The sequence below is a fragment of the Prevotella sp. OH937_COT-195 genome (assembly GCF_003932845.1).
In the GTDB taxonomy this organism is placed as follows: Bacteria; Bacteroidota; Bacteroidia; order Bacteroidales; family Bacteroidaceae; genus Prevotella.
In genome coordinates, this window is record NZ_RQZH01000002.1 from 162,585 (window position 1) to 185,242 (window position 22,658).

At 43.7% G+C, this 22,658-nt stretch carries 16 protein-coding genes, 1 tRNA gene and 1 other RNA gene; 12 read left to right on the forward strand and 6 right to left on the reverse strand.

Features of this window, described 5'->3' with window-relative positions; translation table 11 throughout:
• Positions 1-90: 90 nt before the first annotated feature.
• The 3 genes from EII32_RS01775 to tsaA form a co-directional block, all read right to left on the reverse strand.
• The gene (locus EII32_RS01775; protein WP_125233742.1) at positions 91-2,661 is read right to left on the reverse strand and encodes a C10 family peptidase; all 2,571 of its coding nucleotides are present in this window, start codon (positions 2,659-2,661) and stop codon (positions 91-93) included.
• A 172-nt stretch (positions 2,662-2,833) separates the two neighbouring features.
• Positions 2,834-6,025 (reverse strand): choice-of-anchor J domain-containing protein, encoded by a 3,192-nt coding sequence (locus EII32_RS01780; RefSeq protein WP_125233743.1) that lies wholly within the window; start codon positions 6,023-6,025, stop codon positions 2,834-2,836.
• A gap of 463 nt (positions 6,026-6,488) precedes the next feature.
• Positions 6,489-7,145 carry a tRNA (N6-threonylcarbamoyladenosine(37)-N6)-methyltransferase TrmO gene (gene tsaA, locus EII32_RS01785; protein ID WP_233582283.1) on the reverse strand — a complete coding sequence of 219 codons (657 nt, stop codon included), beginning with the start codon at positions 7,143-7,145 and terminating at the stop codon, positions 6,489-6,491.
• A 172-nt stretch (positions 7,146-7,317) separates the two neighbouring features.
• On the opposite strand from tsaA, the gene rmuC reads away from it, so the two are divergent.
• Together rmuC and EII32_RS01795 are read left to right on the forward strand one after the other, a co-directional pair.
• The gene (rmuC, locus tag EII32_RS01790; RefSeq protein ID WP_125233745.1) at positions 7,318-8,601 is read left to right on the forward strand and encodes a DNA recombination protein RmuC; all 1,284 of its coding nucleotides are present in this window, start codon (positions 7,318-7,320) and stop codon (positions 8,599-8,601) included.
• A gap of 110 nt (positions 8,602-8,711) precedes the next feature.
• Positions 8,712-8,785 (forward strand) — tRNA-His (locus tag EII32_RS01795).
• Between the two features lie 143 nt (positions 8,786-8,928).
• Here EII32_RS01795 and EII32_RS01800 read toward each other — a convergent pair.
• On the reverse strand, positions 8,929-9,150 hold the full coding sequence (locus EII32_RS01800) for a hypothetical protein (RefSeq protein WP_125233746.1): 222 nt from the start codon (positions 9,148-9,150) through the stop codon (positions 8,929-8,931).
• A gap of 297 nt (positions 9,151-9,447) precedes the next feature.
• Between EII32_RS01800 and EII32_RS01805 the strand changes: the two genes are divergently transcribed.
• The gene (locus tag EII32_RS01805) at positions 9,448-9,630 is read left to right on the forward strand and encodes a hypothetical protein (RefSeq protein ID WP_125233747.1); all 183 of its coding nucleotides are present in this window, start codon (positions 9,448-9,450) and stop codon (positions 9,628-9,630) included.
• Between the two features lie 232 nt (positions 9,631-9,862).
• Here the strand turns inward: EII32_RS01805 and ssrA are convergent.
• Positions 9,863-10,263, reverse strand: a transfer-messenger RNA (tmRNA) gene (gene ssrA / locus EII32_RS01810).
• A 189-nt stretch (positions 10,264-10,452) separates the two neighbouring features.
• Here ssrA and EII32_RS01815 point away from each other — a divergent pair.
• The 9 genes from EII32_RS01815 (at position 10,453) to EII32_RS01855 (ending at position 21,755) form a co-directional block, all read left to right on the forward strand.
• Positions 10,453-11,088: a sugar transferase gene (locus tag EII32_RS01815; RefSeq protein WP_125233748.1), complete on the forward strand. Its 636-nt coding sequence runs from the start codon at positions 10,453-10,455 to the stop codon at positions 11,086-11,088.
• 62 nt (positions 11,089-11,150) lie between these two features.
• Positions 11,151-13,676: an SLBB domain-containing protein gene (locus tag EII32_RS01820; protein ID WP_125233749.1), complete on the forward strand. Its 2,526-nt coding sequence runs from the start codon at positions 11,151-11,153 to the stop codon at positions 13,674-13,676.
• A 32-nt stretch (positions 13,677-13,708) separates the two neighbouring features.
• Complete coding sequence (locus EII32_RS01825) at positions 13,709-14,764, forward strand: chain-length determining protein (RefSeq protein WP_125233750.1); 1,056 nt, start codon at positions 13,709-13,711, stop codon at positions 14,762-14,764.
• A gap of 48 nt (positions 14,765-14,812) precedes the next feature.
• Positions 14,813-16,129 (forward strand): flippase, encoded by a 1,317-nt coding sequence (locus EII32_RS01830; protein WP_158611101.1) that lies wholly within the window; start codon positions 14,813-14,815, stop codon positions 16,127-16,129.
• A gap of 9 nt (positions 16,130-16,138) precedes the next feature.
• A complete protein-coding gene (locus tag EII32_RS01835; RefSeq protein ID WP_125233752.1) occupies positions 16,139-17,437 on the forward strand; it encodes a hypothetical protein in 1,299 nt (432 codons plus the stop codon).
• Positions 17,409-18,347, forward strand: coding sequence for a glycosyltransferase family 2 protein (locus EII32_RS01840; RefSeq protein ID WP_158611102.1), 939 nt, complete (start codon positions 17,409-17,411; stop codon positions 18,345-18,347). The genes EII32_RS01835 and EII32_RS01840 overlap by 29 nt, the downstream gene beginning before the upstream one ends.
• Positions 18,348-18,354: 7 nt before the next feature.
• Complete coding sequence (locus tag EII32_RS01845) at positions 18,355-19,563, forward strand: glycosyltransferase (RefSeq protein ID WP_125233754.1); 1,209 nt, start codon at positions 18,355-18,357, stop codon at positions 19,561-19,563.
• A 184-nt stretch (positions 19,564-19,747) separates the two neighbouring features.
• The gene (locus EII32_RS01850) at positions 19,748-20,902 is read left to right on the forward strand and encodes a glycoside hydrolase family 99-like domain-containing protein (RefSeq protein WP_125233755.1); all 1,155 of its coding nucleotides are present in this window, start codon (positions 19,748-19,750) and stop codon (positions 20,900-20,902) included.
• Positions 20,903-20,921: 19 nt separating this feature from the next.
• Positions 20,922-21,755, forward strand: a complete 834-nt coding sequence (locus EII32_RS01855; RefSeq protein ID WP_158611103.1) for a glycosyltransferase family 2 protein — start codon at positions 20,922-20,924, stop codon at positions 21,753-21,755.
• A 2-nt stretch (positions 21,756-21,757) separates the two neighbouring features.
• On the opposite strand, the gene EII32_RS01860 is transcribed toward EII32_RS01855, so the two are convergent.
• Positions 21,758-22,555: a glycosyltransferase family 2 protein gene (locus EII32_RS01860; protein ID WP_125233757.1), complete on the reverse strand. Its 798-nt coding sequence runs from the start codon at positions 22,553-22,555 to the stop codon at positions 21,758-21,760.
• Positions 22,556-22,658 lie beyond the last annotated feature (103 nt).

Here is a 22,658-nt window from a genome sequence, read left to right on the forward strand (position 1 = left end):
AACATTTATTTTTTGAGGAGAGGGATTTATGATAAAAGTCGCAAAGAAGCATATACTCCCTTGCGACTTGAAAATGTAATGACAGTGGTATTATTTCACAATTACCTTTCTTCCTTCAATGACATACAATCCGGCAGGCAACCCTTTGACAGAAGTGGCAGCTCGGCGCACGAGTTGTCCCTGTAGATTGTATATGTCGCGCGGTGCGTCATCGCTGACTGTAACACCTTCAATGCCGCTGGCTATACCGCTGACGATGAGTTTGCCGGGAATATATTTGAACTTGTAGTTTTGTGCCTCGCCACCACTAATGGTAAGTACATATTCTCCCTCCGGACTATCGTATGTGGCATTGCTTGTAACAGTTGGCGGTGTCGTTATCACGCTCTCGTCCTCTCCGTTTACAAATCCCTCGAAATGTAGCACAAACTCCGGGTCTTGCTCATATTGTTTGCGCGTTGCTTCCTCTACGGTTACCGTAAGTAGTGCTTTGGTAATGATTAAGTAACCATCCTCGTATGTAACGTCCGGAGCAGTGATTGTTCCCGGTTTGGCATGTATGGGATACCTTCCGACCGGAGACTCCGGTGTGGCTTCGGTATATATTTCAGGCTTGCCCGTAACATAATCGCCCAAGAGTTGATAAGCATAACTTTGAGGATTCTCTTCACCATACTTGCGTGTTGCATTGCTTGGCTTGATTGTGGTGCCGTATTCTTTGGCATTGGTAAATTTCTTCCAACCTTGGGTTCTGCCATAAAGATCTTTTGTGCCGGCCGGAATAACGAGTCTGCACTGTGTATCGCTCACACCATCGAATGCCATTGCACCTACTGTTGGCACGGTACGGCTTTCCGATCGCAATTCTTTTAACGAAATACAACTGCGCATAACTTCCCTGCCAAGACTCTCTACCGTTGCAGGTACCGTTACTTTTATGAGTTTTGCACAGCCTGCCAAAGCGTAAGCGTGTACTTTTGTAACGGTGTTAGGTATGGTATATTCGCCGGTAGCGATAGGTGTTACGGCAATGAGTTCCGTACCGTCATTTGATAATATTTCATTTCCGTTAATGGTATATTCCTGCCCCTCGCTTGCATCAGAGAGTGTAAGTTCGCTCAACCTGTTGAGCAATGCGATGGCACCATCGCCAATCTTCTTTATCGTTTTCGGAAGTTTCAGAGTGCGTAGTTTGCTTGCCATGTAGAAAGCCTTGTATGGCAATTCGTCGTTTGCCGTTGTGTATGCGTTGCCGTCCTCAAACAAGTATGGCTCGCCTCCTGCCACAATACGGGCATCCGACAGGTCGAGATGGTACATATTACCTTTTGTCTTGTTACCTTCGTTGTCTATGCCTGCCATCTCGCGTAACAGTTTCAGGTCGCTGCTGTTGATGTTTCCTTTAACTTTCAGTTCTCCCAAAAGTGTTCTGTCATCTACGGCAATCATGCTTGCCATGGTTCCGGCTTGTTCCATGGTGATGTCCATATTTTGGAGTTCTACGGGAGTTCCTCCTTCTATACCAATCACCATGTCTTGATAGTACTTCCATTCGTAATTCTCAACATCGAGCAGCGATACATCATAGTAACCGTCTCCTTCACCGTTCCATCCCCAGTTAACGCTTACTTTTCCGGTGGAGTCGTATCCGTCGAATACAAATTCGTGTCCAACCTGCTGCCAACCGTAGTTTGACACTCCGCCGTACATCAGCGGGCGATCGTTGCTCAATTCGTTGAATATGAGATCCATCCACTCTTCCGTGCTCTTTCCGCTTTGGTTGCGGTCATAGAACGTTGCGGTAGGTATTCCGAAATTGCGTCGCAGTCCGTCCGCGGCTTTGTCTGTGTATGTTCCCGAACCACTGAGGCCGTATTCCATGTCGGATGCCACGCCGCAGTGATAACTCAACAAAGCAACAGCTTTTCCTTCGGTTTCGGTGTAACTACCTTCTTTGTATTCATCGAGCATGTTGTCATAATCATATATTGCCTCTTCGAAGTTCACCGTGAATGTTGCCACATGTCCTCCATCTTGTTTCACATTAACCGAGTGTGTTCCGACACCGCTTTTTGGATATTTGTTATGAGCAAGCACTTGTGCCATTGCCGTTGCAACACATCCTACCACACAACGTTCGGTATCATTGCCATAGTCATGACCATCTCCCGAACCGGTGTTTGTTCCCGGTGGACAGTAGTTGTTGTATGGCACTGCCTGTCCCCATTTCGTAGTACACAACGGTGGAACTTCCGTTTTATATTTGGTGGGGTCAGGTTCAACCAGTTTTCTTGGCTGTCCTTTTGCTACAATTATTTTAGCAGTTTCGTCCATCGCTTCGAGCCACCATTTAAGGTTCTCGTTACTTGTACTCTTATCGAATTTAGTATCGCTGTAACCAAGCACCTCCGGCAAAAGGTCATCTTTGGATACTACGGCAAATCCGCCTTCCTTGTATCCCAGCACCATTGTTGCCTTTTGGTTTTTCAGTTCAAATACTTCACCCATGCGCGGTGCACGATGTTGTTTCACGAGATGGGCATTTATTGCCTGTTTGGCGAGCAATTTCATTTCTGCTTTTGTCCTTGGCTTAGCCGATGCCGTTATGACACACAGCAGTGCAAGTGCTAAAAGCAATGTCGCTTTCTTGATGTTTAACATAATAACAAGTTTATTTTTTTATATAATTATATGATTTATTTTATTTATGCAAATATAATAAATGTTAGTAATATTAAGAAATATAAACCGCCGTTTTGTTTCCCAAAACAGCGGTTTTTTCAGTTTATATCTTCCAAGGCTTAAAAAGTCTTATAATTATCAAAACACTTGGTTATTTGATGATAACCTTCTGGTTGTTGATGATGTAAAGACCGTTCAGACCTTCAAGACTTGTAGCCTGCTTGCGAACGAGTTTTCCATCTATTGTGTAGATATCAACCGGCTTGCCGTCAACAGAAATATTCTCAATGCTTGTTGTTACGAGAATAAATGTTACAGGCTTAGACTCTTGACCGTTAGAATATACGGCTGACACTGCAAACTTGTGGCTGGCATTTTCCAGATTCTTAATTACTGCTGTCAATACATTTCCGTTAACGCTGGTGTAAAGTTCGCCGTCAACATAAATGTTGTAACTTGCAATCTCACCACCACCTTTAGAGAATGTTATGTCATCTAAGAGGAATATGAAAGCATCATCCTTATTTGAAATATTGCGTATAGCGAAATACTTGGTTCCATCAGGTAAGTCCACAGAGATATTCTCCCAACCACCTGCAGTCTTACGATCTCCACCAATGGCAGTGAAATTTGCTACCTCTTTACCGGTTTCCGAATACAGTACTTGATAAGTCTGTGGGAATTTCTGTGTACCATCATTAGTGGTATAATGTGAAACATAGAAATTGATAGTCTGTGCAACACCCGGAAGTTCAGGACTAATCAGCCAGTCATCGTTCGGAATAAATTCACCTTGGGGATTATCTTCCGGAACTATGTACGAATAAATTGATGCCAAAGCCTTGTCGCCACTGTGCGGAATCATTGCCGTATTAGCTTGAGTAATGTCAAGTTGTCCGTCACCCTTGTAATCTCTTGGTGCCCATACAGTGTATGCAAATGGATTTCCTTGAGAAGGATACATGGTACCTTGGAAGAAACCACCGGTAAGCCCCTTGTCGCCATCAATGAGAGTCCATTCACCGATATTCTCATAAATCCAAATGGCATATGACTCAAAGTCTTCAGTAACCTCTGTAGTCGTATTTACAGGAGCTTTCCATGTCAGAGTCACAACACCGTCAGCCTCGGTTCCATTAAGATCCGTTGGAGCAGCAGCAGTAGATTGCTTAACTGTTATAATGCTCTGAGTTGTATTGTTCTCGTCCTTAAGGTCACCTTCGGATGTTACAACTGCCTTCAGTGTCACATCACCCGGTTCATCGAAGATTGTTGTTTCATATTCGAAATTGAACTGTTTTTTCTCAAACATCTTCAAAGCTTCCGTAACATTCTCTGTCTTTATTTTCCTTTCTCCTGCATAGAAATCAACCGTATAACTGTTACATGTGTTCTCTCCGTTATTTTCAACGGTAACCACTACGGTTGCCTTTTCACCTGCTTTAACTATTTCAGGAGCAGTCATTTCAATTCCAAGGTCGTCAGAATAGAAATCGCGAACCATTATGTTGTCAATGATTACGTTGTCGGTAGGTGCTGCAAAGTTGCTCACAAAACGTAACTGTGCATATCTGCTGCCTTTCAGACTTGACAAATCAACTTTAATTTTCTCATATTCATCTTTCAACTCTACATCAGTAATCTTTTCAGGTTCTGCACCGTCTTTTGAACCATAAATAGCAAGATTAGAGTTTGCATTACCTCTTTTGGCATCGAACAACAGAGTCGGATGTGCTGCAGGATTCAAGTTCAGTTTACCTGTAGACAGATAGCCTTGCCCCGGTTGAGCACCATCTCTCATACGGAAATCAAGAGCCACGCCGTCACCATCTGTTGCATCTTCAGAAATATAAAGACCGGATACTACTCCGTCACTATACCATACATAATGGAACTTTCTATCTTTCAGACCTTCAAATAAAGGAAGTTCGTATGGTTTGCCTACAAGGATATCGCTACTTACAAAACTCTTATTGGTACCTGCCGCATTCTTTGTCTGCACTCCGAAGAACTTGAAACCTTGATCTCCTTCATCAAGAGTTGCATCAGCATGCTCGTAAGAATCTTTATTCTTTACGGTTGCAAGAAGTTCATCCAAATCAAGATATTGGTATCCCCACAATTCCTTAATAACTAATGTGTAAACGTCGTATTCTATTTCGGCAGGGTTAACATATCCACCCTGAACACCGGAATTTACGAGATCCCACTTGAAACCAATTTTGTTTGACATGTCGGTAGCAGTCATTTCATTGGGAAGTTTAGGAATATCGGAACCTACATATACTTCTACAAAATCACTCTTTACACCGGGCTCCCCTTCCTTGTCGTAAGGAATAGCATAATATTTATGTGTGGCATGGGTCATACCATCTTTGTCATCAAAGTTGAGCTCCTGTCCTTTGGTTACGGGACTGAAAGTTTTCACCTTTACATTATCACGGAAAACTTCAATCTTAGAAATGTTATCGCCAAGGTCATCACCCTTTACATTTTTCGTTGGAGCTATAACCTTTACGCCAGCCTCAAGTTTACCTTCTGCCGCGGGTGTAACTTCTATTGTCGGAGCTGCCGGAGATTCTTCTGTAATTGTACCAACCGTGATATTTATGTTCTTTGCATAAAGATAGAATTTATCGGGGTCTGTCACGGCATGAATACCGAAATAGTAATAACCCTCCTCTTGAACAACTATTCCTTCTTTACCATAAGCAGTATACTTATTATTTTCGATTGTCTTTTTCGTAACTATCTCTGTTCCTCCATTTAGAGCATTGGCAGTAGGAGTGTCATCTGCCTTTACCATTTTTATTTCAAAAGACTCAGGGAATGACGCTAATCCTGCTGCAAGTTCAACGCTAAAATTATAACTCTTTCCTGCCACAAGTTTTATTCCTGGAGTTATCAACCAATCGTCTCCTTGATTTGTAGAATGGTATTTGTAAGCTGCACATTTTTGACTTACATAGTATTCCCATGTCTTTGAGTCATTATTAGCATCAATTACCGTAAGTTCACCGAATTTTTCTTCAGTAGAGATGTCATTTATATATGGCAACTCATCCACTTTTGCAGCCTTTTTAAAATTGTTACGTACCGCGGAAGTGCCGATATTATCATTCCATATTTTTTCAAGTTCTGTTTTATCAGCCCTTCCACTTTCAATCGCTTTTATGAGAATATTCTCCTTCGACATGTTTCCGAAGTTCAGTCTCTCCGTAGATTTAATTGTGTTTCTCCCCTTTAGGATAGCCTTTTCGGCAACTAAATCCTGAGCACAAACCGGAAATGACAGCAGCCCCGCCGCCGCGATTACCATTAAAGATGTAAGTTTTTTACTCATAACTGTTTTTTTTTAGTGAAACAAAAATATTAACTAATTATTTAGGTTGTGAAAAACTTTCAGAATGTTTTCAATGTTAATCTCAAAATGTACAATTTCTATTACGTTACAATGTGTGTGCGTTGTTCACGAGTTGTCAGGAAGACCTCTCAATGATGGCAAATTTATAAAAAAATACAATATGTTCCAAATTTTTTGATAATTATTTTTGCATTTTATATGAAAAATTATTAAATAAAGCAGATTTCATAAATTATTGCCTTAAAAATTAAGTTTGTTTTGTCGGGTAATGTTTTTCGTATTCAGGTCTATTTTCGTTCCAAAACATTGGTTCGTTCATTAATACGGCTCGGCATATTCCTCCGCTCACTACCATTTTGTAGTCGAGAGCCGCTTGTCAACCGAACAAAGTTAACTTAGATAAGGCAACTAAAGTACAAAAGGATTTAAAAAAGACATTTTTTCAGAATGCGAACAACTTGCCTTCACTCACTTTAAAATGTATTTCCATTCCGTAAAACGGCATTCCATAGACACGTTCCGGATCGTTTTGTACACGTGGACGCGGATCCTGTTCCAGCACTCTCACAAGTACACGTTGTTCTTCGTCAGTAAGTTTTGACTGTAGTTGTTCGCTGAGAACGACGAACAACTTCTCCCATTCCGTATTATCAACAAAACCGGAACGGGCATCTTCTTTGCAGTCGCAGTACTTTATATACGGTTTAATATCAAGAATCGGGGTTTCGTCCATTAAGTCGGCTCCTTTTACAGTGATTACAGGACCCCGTTTTTCATCAATTTCCACCTTATTTATACATACGCACGAGAGACCTATGGGATTGGGACGAAACGGGGAACGGGTGGCAAACACTCCAAGACGGCAATTTCCTCCAAGGCGCGGAGGACGCACGGTAAGATTTTCGCGATGCTTTTGATTGGCAGAAAAAAGCCATATTATCCACAAGTGACTGAAATCTTCAAGTCCGCGCAAAGCATCAATATTACGGTATTTCGGCTCAAAAACGATTTCTCCGTCCAACTCTTCCACCAATCCGCTTTGCCGCGGTATGCCAAACTTGCTGCTGAATGGCGAATGGAAATATGCAATGGGTTTCATAAAAACAATATAACTTAAAAAAACAGAAAATGATGTTTTACAAATAACTGACATCTATTGTCAATTGCAAAAATAAACAAATAAGTTCAGATTAAAGTATGTTTGGCAAGGAAAATTGTTTTTTTTGAAATTAATCGCTAACTTTGCAAATGTTAAAAAACTAACCATGATTATGGAGATATTATTTGTTTTACTTGGACTCGCGATTGGTATTGTCATCGGTATTCTGTACGGACGTGGAAAAACCGGAGCACTAACGGCAGAAACAGAGATGTTGAGGCAGCAAATGGAACAGATGCGACAGCATTACGAAGAACGACACAACGAAGCAATGAACGAACAGCAGGCACGTTTCAATGAAGTCATAGAAAAGGTGAAAGCCGAAATGCAAACTGCCACAAGCGACATGTTGAAACAGCGACAGCAGGAATTTGCAGAGCAGAGTAACAACAGCATTGTACAGATTGTTGACCCTCTGCGAAAAACAATTTCCGACATGCGGCAGGCACTGAATGACAACACCTTGCGACAGACATCAATGACAAGCGAAATGCGTGCCAATATAGAAAACATGATGAGACAGAGCGAAGCCGCACAACGCAGCACAGAAGAACTTACCCGTGCTTTCCGCCACGAGACAAAAGTACAAGGAGACTGGGGCGAAACGGTGCTCGACGAAATTCTCGAGTCGCAAGGTCTGCACTGCGGAATACACTACGAGACGCAAACAACAATACGCGATGCTCGCGGAAACATTGTACGCCCGGAAGAAGGCAGCAACCTGCGTCCCGACATCATAATGCACCTTGACAAAAACCGTGAACTGATAATCGACTCAAAGGTGTCGCTGTCAAGTTTCATCGATTTTGTAAATGCCGAATCCCCCGAAGAGAAACAACGGCACCTGAAAGCACATGTAGAAAGCATAAATCGTCATGTGAAGGAACTTTCAGACAAGGATTACTCTTCGTACATACAGCCTCCAAAAATAAAGATGGACTATGTGATAATGTTCATGCCGCATACCGGAGCACTGTGGACCGCACTGAACGCTCAACCCGATTTGTGGCGTAAAGCAATGGAACGCAATGTATTCATCGCCGACGAGCAGACATTATTTGCCGCAATGCGCATAATAAACATGACATGGACTCAGATAGTGCAGGCAGAGAACCACGAAAAAGTGTTCCGACTGGCAGAAGAGATGCTCGACAGGGTGGGAAAGTTTCTCAAGAGTTACGAAGAGATGGGTAAGCATATAACCCGCCTGCAAAAGACATACGAGGATGGAGAAAAGAAACTCGCACCGGGAGGGCAGAGCATTGTTACCACATCAATGAAACTAATAAAACTCGGAGCGAGACAAAATCCAAAGAATTTAGTGACAGATGCCGAGAGTTCGAGTATTGAAGACATTTTGCCGGAAGCAACTGCAGAAGCGGATTACGAACATTAAATTCAAAGAAAATATCATGTTTGAACATAAAAAACAAACATTATATTTGGATATATAAAATAATTCCATTACCTTTGCACTCGCTTTAATACAGCAATTGTTTTTACATGGTGCCCGTAGTTCAGTTGGTTAGAGCGTCAGATTGTGGTTCTGAATGTCATGGGTTCGAATCCCATCGGGCACCCTCCCAAGACACAAGCGGAAATCCCGATAAATAAAGGATTCCCGCTATTTCTTTTATCATTCTCCCAATACGTGTTGGGTTTACAATTAGCGTTCAAAATCCAAAAGTATACATAATTTGTTTTAGCAGAGTTTTAGCACAGTTTATGGCTCAGTAGGAAATTTCATATTCCGCTCCTGCTCGGTAACGATACAGCCACTCATCTTAATATTCTTTCGGATAATCCCGATAAGGCTGCTGAGAAGTGCTACGGTAGCCGAATTTCCGACATTCTCGTCACTCGTTTCCCTCTCGGTAATATCGTGTAGTGACGGAAGTCTATCCACAGACAGGAATGCCTCTCGGAAAAGTGTCTGCCATTCCATTACTCCGCTGACCGATATGCCGGTGCCTCCGTCTGCGTTCTGCTACCAATAGATTGTTATGCTTGACTCGTTCATAAATATTTCTCTTTTTTAGGAGATAACTTTGAAATCACTCGGTATTAGGTATGTCAAATTGTCAGCAATAAGAAATTGGCACGAAAGTTGTCTTTTGTAAAAGAAAATAGTCTCCGTATCGCATACAGAGGCAGGGCTCGACTCATCAGTTATATGAGACACCAAGGGTTACTGGTTAGGCGTTTCTCACTATGTTGAACTTAAATAAGGAAAGGAGGAATTATGAATGAACTCAAAGTTGGAGATATTGTTATTCTAAACTCAGAAGAAGATATCAAACTAACAGTGACAGCCTTGCTGATTAATGGTCGTTTGGAAGCTACATATTGGAATATACCAAAAGGCGAATTCCAAACAGTTGTCGGTGGTATAAACGCTTTCAAAAAAGTCAGCGGCGAATCGTAATTTCGGAATAAAAAATTGGAATACAAAGAATATAATGTTATTTTCCTAATCTCTTCGTGGTTACCTCTTCCGATACTCTCTTTTTCTTTACAAATAATGCTTTCATATCAGTTCGTTTTCTTTAGTTATAACTGGTATGAAAGCATACTATTTATGTGCCATTCTGTTTGGGGTATTGTCGTATAAACTCACCATAAATTACATCCGGCTTTTTCCTACTGGGCCGTACATAAAGTGGAGCTGGCGGGAGTCGAACCCGCGTCCAAACAGGGGAACCATACGCTTTCTACACGCTTATTTCGGTCTTCGGTTTTCGAGCAGTGGCAAGACCCGAACCACCAACCACTGCCTTATCCCCTAAATTTCATCAAGCCACCGGGGCGCGACAAGACTATTCCCGATTTTGCTGCACCGCTTAATCAAAGAGCCTCGGGACGACGGCTTTCGAGCGATGTCTCGTTCCACTACCTTGTAGCGGAATAAAGCCGGTAAACTACTGTCCTTCGTTTAGGCAGCGAGAGCATAATTGTTGTTGCCAGATAAATTTGACGACCGTTGTGTTTTGGGAGCCACCGGACAACGCTCCGCGTGCTTACGTACCACTCCGGCCTGCTGTCAAATCCAGTCAACCCCGGTTTTATGAGTACATACAGAATGCAAAGTTAGCAAATTATATTCATTCCCCCAAATTTTATGGTAAAAAAGTGTATGATATGTCGTTTTATAACCTGTTGCGTAAAATAAAAAAAAAATATGTGTAACTTTGCAACATATTAATGAAAAAAGTGTTATTCAATATATAAAAACAGGTCGGAGAACTAAATGGAGCAGAAAGATACCGGTTTGCGAGACAGCCATGATGCCATGAACAAAACCCAGAGAGCCGTAAAAAGGCTTTTCGACATCACGGGAGCTGCCTTGGCATTAATGTTGCTCTGGCCTGTCATGTTGGTGTTTGCCATACTGCTCAGGTTGCAAAACAACGGTCCCGTCATCTTTTGTCAGGAACGTATCGGTAAAGGCGGGCGACCGTTCACAATATATAAGTTTCGCACCATGAGCAAAGACTTCGAGAAAAACGGTCCGCAACTGATACCATGTGCGGAAGGAATGGCTTCTACAGAACTTGAGTGTTTCCTGCGCTCGCACCATCTTGACGAACTTCCGCAACTGTGGAACGTACTGCGCGGAGACATGTCGATAGTAGGACCACGACCCGAAAGGAAATTTTTCATCGACAAAATAATGGAGCACGACAGCCGGTACGCGCTCATTTACGAGATGCGTCCGGGGCTTACATCAGAGGCAACGCTGTACAACGGATATACGGATACCATCGAAAAAATGTTGAAACGTCTCGAAATGGACATTCATTACTTGGAGACACGCTCGCTTCTTGGCGACTTGAAAATAATTACAGACACGGTTTTGAGAATTGTTGACGGAAAAAAGATTTGACGGACGTGGGAAACCATAATGTAAAAAGAATACGTAAGACCGTTGTCCACATACATAAGAATATGAAAAAACTACTTATAATTGCATTCATGCTGGGCTTCTGTTCGCTGGGAACATTTGCCCAATCCGGCATGACAGACGAACAGGTAATGCAGTTCGTTGTGAAAGAATACGAGAAAGGCACGTCTCAGGCGCAGATTGTAACGAAACTGATGCAGCGCGGAGTGGATATAAACCAGATACGCCGCGTCAAGAATACATACGAGCGCATGAAAAACAAACAAGGACTCGGAACTGTCGAAGATGCCAAGTCGGCACAGTCGCGGTTGCGCAACAGCAACGGAGACAAGAAAGAGCAGTCGGTTCAGGAGATGGAGCTGCAACGAATGCAGGCACAGCGTAAATCATCGCTAAGACTGCAAGGTACCAACGAGACACGTCATACTTACGATGAGGCAGACGAAGATTTCATGGAAATGAGCGGACAACTGAAAAATATGCTGCCCGACTCGCTTGAAATGATATATATGAAAGAAAACAAAAGGAAGGTTTTCGGGCGAGACATCTTCAACAACAAAAACCTTACTTTCGAGCCGAACATGAACATTGCCACGCCGCAGAATTATCGTCTCGGTCCCGGCGATGCGGTATTCATCGACATATATGGTGCTTCGCAACGCACGATAGAGAGCACGGTGAGTCCCGACGGAACGGTTACTATCGAGGGTTTCGGTCCCGTGCAAGTTTCGGGAATGACCGTGTCGCAGGCCAATGCACAACTGCGATCGACCCTCGGCACACGTTACAGCAGCAGTCAGATACGCCTTACCGTGGGACAAACACGCACGATAATGGTAAACGTCATGGGCGAGGTAAAAGCACCGGGAACATATACATTATCCGCCTTTGCATCGGTGTTCCACGCACTTTACATGGCCGGAGGTGTAAACGATCTCGGTACGCTGCGAAACATAAAGGTGTTCCGCAACAACAGACTGATTTCCACCGTGGATATATACGACTATATACTTAACGGCAAACTGACAGGCAACGTGCGACTTGCCGAGAACGATGTGATAGTGGTAGGTCCTTACGATTGTCTCGTCAACATAACCGGAAAGGTTAAACGACCGATGTTCTACGAGATGCGTCGCAACGAGAGTGTCGGTACGTTGATGAAATATTCCGGAGGATTTACCGGCGATGCCTATACCAAGTCGGTAAGGCTGGTGCGCAAAACCGGTCGCGAATACTCGGTGTATAACGTTGACGAGTTCGACATGAGTTCGTTCCATCTCACCGATGAAGATTCCGTGAGTGTTGACTCCATTATCCCGCGCTTCTCCAACATGGCAGAGGTTAAGGGAGCGGTGTTCCGTCCGGGCATGTATCAGGTTGGTGGCAACATAACCACGATACGCGAACTGCTCGAATGTTGCGAAGGAGTTACCGAAGAGGCATTCATCGCACATGCCGTTATGCACCGAATGAAGGAAGACCGCACATTGCAGGTAATACCGGTAGATATAGACGGTATCGTTTCAGGTAAAATTCCCGACATTGCATTGAAGCCTAACGATGTACTGTTCATTCCCACTAAACAAGAGATGATGGAAGAACGTACGATAACAATACACGGCGAAGTTCACTATCCGGGTGTGTATAAATATGCCGATAACGAAACTCTCGAAGACTTTGTGCTGCAAGCGGGAGGATTAAAACAGACAGCCTCTACGGTAAAAGTGGATGTGGCACGCCGCATCAGCAACCCGAAAGCATACTCAACCGACTCAATAATAGCCCGCACATACAGTTTCGCACTGAAAGACGGCTTCGTAATAGATGGTGAACAAGGCTTTACGCTCATGCCGTTCGACGAGGTATATGTACGCAAAAGTCCGGGATTCTACAAACAGCAGAACGTGATTGTGGAAGGCGAAGTGATGTTCGGCGGAACATACACGCTTGAAAGAAAGAATCAAAGGCTGAGCGATCTCATAAAAGCATCGGGCGGAGTAAACGACCGTGCATATACAAAGGGAGCGAGACTCGAACGGAGATTTACACCCGAGGAGCGCATGCGTACCGAGACATTGCTGAACATGGCAAAGTCGAACACAAACGACAAAGATTCGATAAACATCAAGAAAATTGACATCGGAGACGTTTATTATGTAGGTATCGAACTCGACAAGGCTCTCGCCGAACCCGGTGGCGACGAGGACATAGTGCTGCGCGAAGGCGACCGTCTTATCGTACCGCAATACACGAGTACGGTAAAGGTTAGCGGAGACGTTATGTACCCCAACACCGTGGGTTACCAAAAAGGCAAGAAAGCCGGTTATTACATCAACCAAGCCGGCGGCTGGGGCAATCGTGCGAAGAAGAACCACACCTTTATTATATATATGAACGGCAAGGTGGCACGTGTGGCTCACAACGCCAAACCTGAGCCGGGCTGCGAGATTTTCGTGCCGAGCAAGGCACAGCGCGACCCGCGAATGCTCGCACAAACCATATCGTTGGCATCGAGCGTGGCATCATTCGCCACAATCATAGCCACACTGGCAAACATAATAAAGAAATAGCGAAAGTGTAAGATATTGAAAAACGTCTTGAAATGGAAGAGGGAAAGAAATCAAACGTGATAGATTTAAAGATCGTTATACGGCGAGTATGGCAAAGAAGAAAACTTTTCTTCATTGCCATACCCATTGTTTTTGTATTGGCATCTGCATATATTTTGTGCATTCCAAGATATTACAGCACGCAGACAAAGATGGCACCGGAGGTGGCAAACCCCATGGCGGGCGGTTCGCTGAGTTCGCTTGCATCAACATTCGGCATCAATCTTGGCAACATTCAGAGCAATGATGCCATCACGCCACTATTGTATCCGGAACTCGTACAGGACAATAAATTTGTCTTCGACCTATTCAAAATAAATGTAATAAGCAGCGATGGAGAAATAAAAACTAATTATTACGATTATCTGAAAAACCATCAGAAACACGCATGGTGGAGCGGAATGCTGAATGTATTCCAAATTTTCTCGAATAACGAAGACACCTTGAAAACAGGTAAGAACGGCAAGAAAAACCCTTATTATTTGTCACGGAAAGACGAAGACATAATTAACTCCATAAGAAAAAATGTCAATATCGCGGTAGATAAGAAAACCGGAGTGATAACAATAACCGCAAATGCGCAAGACCCGTTGATATGCAAGACCCTTGCAGATTCCGTACGGTCGCAACTACAAGCATGTATCACGGAATATCGCACAAGCAAAGCCCGAATAGATGTCGAACACTACAAGAAACTTTCCGCCGAAGCGAAAGCCAACTACGAGAAAGCCCGTCAACTCTACGGAGGCTATGCCGATGCCAACACAGACATTGTTCTTGCCAGTTTCAAGGCAAAGCAGACCGACTTGGAAAATGACATGCAGTTGAAATTCAATACATATACTGCCATTAACGCACAATACCAAGCTGCCATTGCGAAATTGCAAGAACGCACTCCTGCATTCACAATGATTCAAGGGGCTGCCGTGCCGTACAAGGCTGCAGGTCCGAAACGAATTGTTTTTGTACTCGGAATGATGTTCTTCACGTTTATCATACTTGTCTTGTACTGCATAAAAGATGACATCGTCGCTCAATTAAAGAGTTGAAATCTCTAAAAGCGGCTTTGCTATTATCTGTCCATGCTAAAAAAAATTTTGGAAAAACATGTAAGTTCTGCCTATAAGCAGAAAATATACTCAAATCTTTTCTGGTCAATGTCGGGAAAGATTGTCAATCTGTTGGGGTCATTATTCGTTGGTATCTTGGTAACGAGGTATTTGGGACCGGAGCAGTTCGGGTTGATGAACTATGTCATCAGTTATGTCATGCTTTTCCAAATATTGGCAAGTTTCGGTCTCGACAGCATCGAAATACGTGAAGAAGCACGCAACAGGCAGGAATACAACAAATATATAGGAACGGCATTTTACCTGAAATTGGCTTTGGGGGCAGTAGTATTCATACTCTGCATATCCATGTCAGTATTCTTGGAAGCCGACCGATTTACCACTTACATGGTTGCGATGTATGCCCTTTCGATGATAGCGAACAGTTTCAACGTGATACGAAACTATTTCATGGCCATCGTCGATAACGAATATGTGGTGAAGTCGGAAATGGCGAGAGTCGTAATCGGTGCACTGATAAAAATCGTGCTTATCATTTTCGATGCCGACCTTGCATGGTTTATTGCCGCCACCGCTTTTGACACATTGCTTGTTGCCGGCGGCTATGTCATGTCTTACATCAAAAAGACCGGCAGCCCCGGAGCATGGTTTTTTGACAAGAAAACCGCTGTTTTCCTGCTCAAAGAGTCGTTCCCTCTCATGCTTACCAGTGCGGCAGTAATCATATACCAGCGCATAGACCAAGTAATGATTGGTCAAATGCTCGACAACAATTCTGTTGGAATTTTCTCAGTGGCAGTAAGAATTGTTGACATCATAATCTACATTCCTTTTATCCTTAGCGACACTCTGACCCCGGTACTCGTATCTGCAAAAGAAAAGTCGTACGAGGAATACTGCATAAAAGCCCAAAGATTTATCAATATATCATTTTGGTCAACGTTCCTTGTCGCATTAATAATCTCTATGCTTTCCAAGTGGATTCTCCTGTTGCTGTTCGGTAGTCAGTATATAGATGCCACCACGGTTCTTGCCATTCTTGCATTCAAGAGTGTCACGGTGGCATTGTCAAGTTCGGCGGGAAAGATGCTAATAATCGAAGGTGTTCAAAAATGGGCAATACTGCGAGACATCACCGGTTGCATAATCTGTGTATCTTTGAATTTCCTGTTGTTACCACGATACGGAATTGTTGCGGCTGCTTGCATTGCCATAATAAGCAACCTTGCGGCCGGCTATCTCTCAGATGCCTTCATACCGGCATATCGGCATATCTTCGTAAGACAGACGAAGGTGTTTTGCGGCGGGTGGAAGGATCTTGTATTTCTTTTCAAATCAAAATAAGCATTTCTCATGTTTTTCATACCGTTCGTATTCTTCCTGCTGTTTACAATATATTGGTGGAAAACCCACAACGGCTTAGACGTATGCACTTACATGTCAGGTCTGTATGCTTTTACCACCTTTCTCAGCATAATTATAGTGACAAACGATCTCACCGATGCCGGTGGAATATTGTTTGACCGTTATGACATCGAACTGAATTTCTTGCCAACAGTAATATTCTGTGTCACCATAATGTTGGGCATTCTCCCTTTCTCCATGATTTACAGCAAGGAGATAAAGAACATTTCCAACAATAGTCCCCATCTTGTCACAGTAATCAGTCTTATGCTTATCGGCGTATCGCTGCTGAATTTTTGGCTCGTGGCAGACTCTACGGCCGAGATACTGAGTGGCGATCTTGAAACAGTAAGGCGTGCGCACTATGAGGGCATAGAAACACCGGCTGAAGCAAAAGCCCAAACTCTCCCCTCAATACTCGGATATTTCTATTATCTCAAACTGTCAACACTTGTCGCCCTGCCGCTTTTTTTCTACTATGCGTGCTTTACCAACAAGAGTAAGTGGTTCCTCGCCCTGTTGTTTTTTGCTTCGCTTACAACTCCAATATCGGCATTGCAGGCAGCCGACAGAACAGAACTCATACTGTATTCCATGATGTTCCTTTATTGTCTAATCTTCTTTTGGAAAAATCTCACGAAGAATTTCAAGCGTAAAATGTTCATATTCGGTACCCCTATGTTGTTGATAATAGCAACATATATCGTTGCAGTGTCTGTGGCACGATTCGGAGACAGAGACGAAGGAGCAGAAGGAGGTGCCATACAATATGCAGGGCAGAATTATCTAAATTTCTGCTATTTCTGGGAGAATGCAAAATACGATGAAATATGTTCGGAGAGAGAATTTCCTATGATAAACCATTTTATCATGAAAATAGACTCGAAAAAAGAGCGTCGTGAGGAACGTTCGGGGCATCAGGGTTTTTTCATAAGTGTATTTCCTGCCTATGTCGGGGACATTATGCTCGACTTGTCTCCGATAGGCATGTTCATGTGGGTATTGTTCTTTTTCATAATTAACATGCTCATAATAAAGCGAAGTCACCGCGAAGAATTTGACATAGGCGAGATGCTCGCTGTTTTCACGTCTGCCGTGATTCCCATATTCGGCATTTTCTACTACAAATACGCATTTTGGCATTACACACTGATGCTGATAATGGTTTTTATTATCTATGTGTCATCGGGACTTAACAAAAAACAACAACAAACATACCATGAGGGAGATGAACGGGAAGCAATATAAAATATACGCCATCATCGTTACATGGAATGCCATGAGGCACTCATGGATAGACCGTTGTCTGCACAGTCTGCAAGCAAGCACCGTAATGGTGACACCGATAGTAATCGACAACTGTTCCACCGATGATACCCGCAGGCATGTGCCATCGGCATATCCGGATGTAGTATGGCTTCCCCAAGACATCAATCTCGGTTTCGGACAAGCCAACAACGTTGGTTTCCGTTATGCCATAGAACACGATGCAGACTATGTGTTGCTGCTAAACCAAGACGCGGCGATACAGCCCCGGACTTTGTCTCTGCTGCTTGCACAAAGCGACGGCAAGTCGCTCATGTCTCCTCTTCACCTGAACGGCGACGGGACAGACCTCGACCTGAACTTCGCAAAAAACACTGTCGTCTTGTCCGGAAGTGCTACAGACTACGTTTTCCGGTTAAGAAATGAGCAAGGACGATTCGAGACGGGAGAAATATGTGCGGCATGCTGGTTGATGCCCGTGAGAATGTTGAAAGAGATAGGCGGTTTCAATCCGTTGTTCTTCCAATATGGCGAAGACAACAATTACTACGATCGTATGCTTTTTCACAACATTAAGACCTACCTCGTACCTGCCGCCGAAATGTGGCACGACAGGAAAATTTACGGAAATAAGGAGATCTATGACAACAAACTGATACGGCGCACAATATTGCTTGCAGCCTGCGACATAAACTCCTCTTTCTTTTCGGCAATCAAGGAGATTGCATGGCAACTCAAAAATTGTTATGTTAAGAAACTGCCCCGCCGCGAATATGTAACAGGTACATTCTTCAAAGAACTAGTATGGCTTATGTTCCACTTAAAAGACATAATCATATCGAGGAAAAAAGAGAAAACGACAGGCATTCACTGGATATATCCGCAAAAATGATTGAGAAATGAAAATAACATATTTGCTCAATTCCACACGCATGCAAAATGGTGCGACAAAATCTTTCTTGACACTTTTGGAAAGTGCGACAGATGCCGGTGTCACACCTACCGTGGTGGTGCCGGACGGAGAAGGCATTTGCGACGAACTTCGATCAAAGGGAATCGACGTGCTGATATTAAACTACCGCCCCGCCGTTTATCCGTGGCTGGACTCCATTGCAGACTATTTGCTTTTCGTTCCGAGGCTGCTCGGTCGTCTGTATTTAAACCGCAAAGCCGCAATACAACTTGCAAAATACCTGCAAAAGAACAAAACCGACATCATTCACACCAATGTCAGCGTGATAGACATCGGCTTCAAGGCTGCAAAAAAGTTGAATGTGCCGCACATATATCACATTCGCGAATATGCAGACAAGGATTTCAACTTGTCATACTATCCCAACAAACGACATTTCACAAAACAACTGCTGTCGGCAGACAGTTACTCCATCTGTATAACAAACGATATTCAACGACATAACAATCAACAACAAAACCCGAGGTCGGTGGTGGTTTATAACGGAATATGCCCGACAATGCCGCATGGAGAAAACGTATGCAGCCGAGGCGACTATTTCCTTTTTGCCGGTCGTTTGGAGGAAGCCAAGGGACTTGACATTCTTATGCGGGGATATGTAGCATACGCCTCTGGCTGCGATAAAGAGCCGCTGCCATTATATCTTGCAGGAGACATTTCAGGCAAAACGGTAAAGCAAGACATCGAAAACGTTGTTGCTGCAAACGGCATGAAAGAAAAGGTGTGTTTCCTCGGCGTTCGCACCGACATAGAAGAAATAATGAAGCATGCAAGAGCAATAATAATCCCGTCGCGTTTCGAAGCATTCGGACGATGCATGCCGGAGGCAATGCTGTGCGGATGTCTCGCGATAGCAAGAAACACGGGAGGCACTTTGGAACAACTTGAAAACGGAAAACGACTTATGGGGCATGACATTGCACTGCGTTTCGACAATGCCGCCCAACTTGCCGACATGCTGGCGAGAGCAGAAAAAATGACGGACGAGGAATATTGCGGCATTACCGGCAAAGCGCGCGAAGTGGTTACGAAACTGTATTCCAAAGACACTTATGCCGCTTCGATATTGTCATTCTACAAAAAAATACTATCCGACAAAGCTTCTTTTGACAATAAAAGAAGCAAAACAGTCTGATTTTATTAGCAATTTCGCCCGTTTTGCAAACCAATTTCGCCTGTTTCTCTCTTCAATTCAGCCGAATTTGTTTTGCGAGAAGTGATTAAATGGAAGACAATATGAGAAATGAGAGGAAAAAAATAATATTTTAACGAATAATTAATGTATCTTTGCACAACATAAAATCGCAACAGATTATGAAATGAAAGCACGAATCATCGCTTTATACTTGCCGCAATTCCACCCAATTCCGGAAAACGACCTCTGGTGGGGACCGGGTTTTACGGAATGGATAAACGTTGCCAAAGCAAAGCCTTTGTTCCGCGGGCATCGCCAGCCACGCATTCCCGCCGACCTCGGTTTCTATGATCTCCGCCTGCCGGAAACTCGCGAACAACAGGCAATACTTGCACGGGAGGCCGGCATCGAAGGCTTCTGCTACTACCATTACTGGTTCGGCGGCGGAAAGCAATTGCTCGAACGGCCGTTCAACGAGGTTGTGGCAAGCGGCAAGCCCGGTTTCCCGTTCTGTATATGCTGGGCGAACCATACATGGAGCAACAAGACATGGCGGCGCACTTCCGCACTGCAGCACGATGGTTTGATGATCGAGCAGTCGTACCCCGGCATGAAAGACCATGAGGAACATTTCATGTCGCTCCTTGATGCCTTCCGCGACAAACGATACATCACGGTTGACGGGCGTTTGTTGTTCACAATATACGACCCGTTGGGATTTCCTGATGCCGGCAACTTTATCGCACTGTGGCAGCAACTTGCGGCAGAACACGGTTTACCGGGGTTTTATTTCGTGGGTATGTCGCCATCGACGCTTTCATTCAAAATAACTCCCGACGGAAAACGGCAGCCTGCAATGCCCAATCTCGACAGCAGTGCCGAGATTTACAACCATGTATTGTCCATGGGATTCGATGCCGTAAACTCGTATGGGAAACGTCGTGGCGAGATGCTGTACGAGGGGAAATGGAAGAACATTGCCAAGACCGTGATGCGAAGAATAGGAATACGCATGGGCAGTCAATGCTATGACTACGAACGAACTGTGGCAAACTTCTTTGCACCGGAGGACACATGGGAAAACGTGTTCCCCACAATAATACCGCAATGGGATCGTTCTCCGCGTGTTTCATCGGCAGACGGGGTGTATGTCAACGTGACACCGGAGAAATTCGAGCAACACATACGCAAAGCCATCGGTTTGACAAGTGGTAAAAAAGAGGAACATCGCATAATCTACCTCAAATCATGGAACGAATGGGGCGAAGGCAACTACGTTGAACCTGACGAGGAATTCGGGCACGGATTGCTGCATGCACTGCGCGATGCACAAAAATAACATACCGATTTTTCTATTCATGAATAAAGAAATAACAATAATTGTCCCGACATATAAACCGCAAGCGTATATTTACGAATGTCTGAACTCTATTCTCTCGCAGACTATCCACAAGGACAGGTTTGAGTTGATTATAGTGCTGAACGGGTGCGACGAACCATACAGAAATATGATAGAGCAGTATTTGTCGCAGAATGACAGTTTGCAGGCAAGGCTCATACAGACCGATGTTCCCGGTGTGTCTAATGCCCGGAATATAGGTATTGAACATGCGCGGGGAGAGAACATCTGCTTTATTGACGACGACGACTGGGTATCGCCGATGTATCTTGAGGCACTTTTGACCGCAAGGCATGGAAATGACAGCATTACGGTATCCACTGTAAAAGACTATGACGAAGAAAGGAACACGTTTCACGAAGATTACATCACCAGAACCTACAACCGATTTGTTGCATGTGGAAAGGCATCTCTGCTTGGCGGCAGGAGTTTTTTGTCATCGTCATGTTGTAAGATGATACCGCGAGATATGATTGGCAGGCACAGGTTTTCGCCGGAGTTTAAAATAGGAGAGGATTCGCTTTTCATGGCTTCAATAACCGACAGGATGAAGACGATAATACTGGCAGATGCCGGTGCCGTTTATTTCCGCCGTGAGCGAAATGTTTCTGCAAGTCGCTCACGACTGTCGAGGGCATTCTTGGTCAAGAATATGGTTAACACATGGATGGCGTATGTCAAGATATATCTTTCGAATATCTCCGGATACAACTTGCCTTTCTTCATGACAAGACTTGTTGCCGTTACCATATCACATGTCAATAATATATTTACAGCAAGCAAAAAACAGTAAAATCAGACCTTTTTGTTTACTCGGACATTGTAACGTTTGACATAAAACATTTTCTTGAAACTATTACCAAATACGTTTACCAAAGTCCAGAATGAAGAAAACAAAGGATTCATCCCCTCCGAAATGCGGAATAGCGGATAGTGTGACCATATTCTTTTGATAATAGATGTGGGTGTTATGCTGGCTCTGCGCCGTCTATAGCAAGCCAAGTTTTCCCTTAACATATAACATGGCGACTTGCGAACAACTTTAAGCCATATTGCCGTGTCGTTGTTTCTTGAAACATTCTTTATCTGTATTATCCCGATTTTTTCCATGTCATACATCACCGTAAGGCATCCCGGCCAACAGCATGCAAGCATTGCCATTCTGCCCACGCGGTCTATGCCGCTGACATATACACCCGTCTCTTCTCCTTCTTCGCTTATTTCGGTGTATTCGTGATAACTGAAATCACGTTTTTGTTCAACCATAAACCGCAGTTGATGTTCGAGTTTCTCCGGTAGCCACAAGTCATCAGCATCCAAGAAAGCCACCCATTTTCCCCTCGCTCTGCACAATGCCTTGTTACGCGTTGCCGCTGCTCCGAGTTTCCTCTCATTGGTATCATATTTTATGCGTCCGTCTGCGTCTGCGTAACATTTTACTATGTTTTTCGTGTCGTCTGTCGAGCAATCATCCTGTACAAGCAATTCCCAATTACCGTAAGTCTGTACAAGTACGCTCTTTATCATATCTTCTATGAATTTGCCACACTCCCAAGTCGGAGTTATGATTGATACTAATCCATAGTCATTCATTTTTACTATTTTCTTTTTATATGTATTATTTTTTCGGATTGCAAATATACACAACATTTCGCAAAAAAACGATATGTTATAATAAAAAGTTTCTTATTCCGCC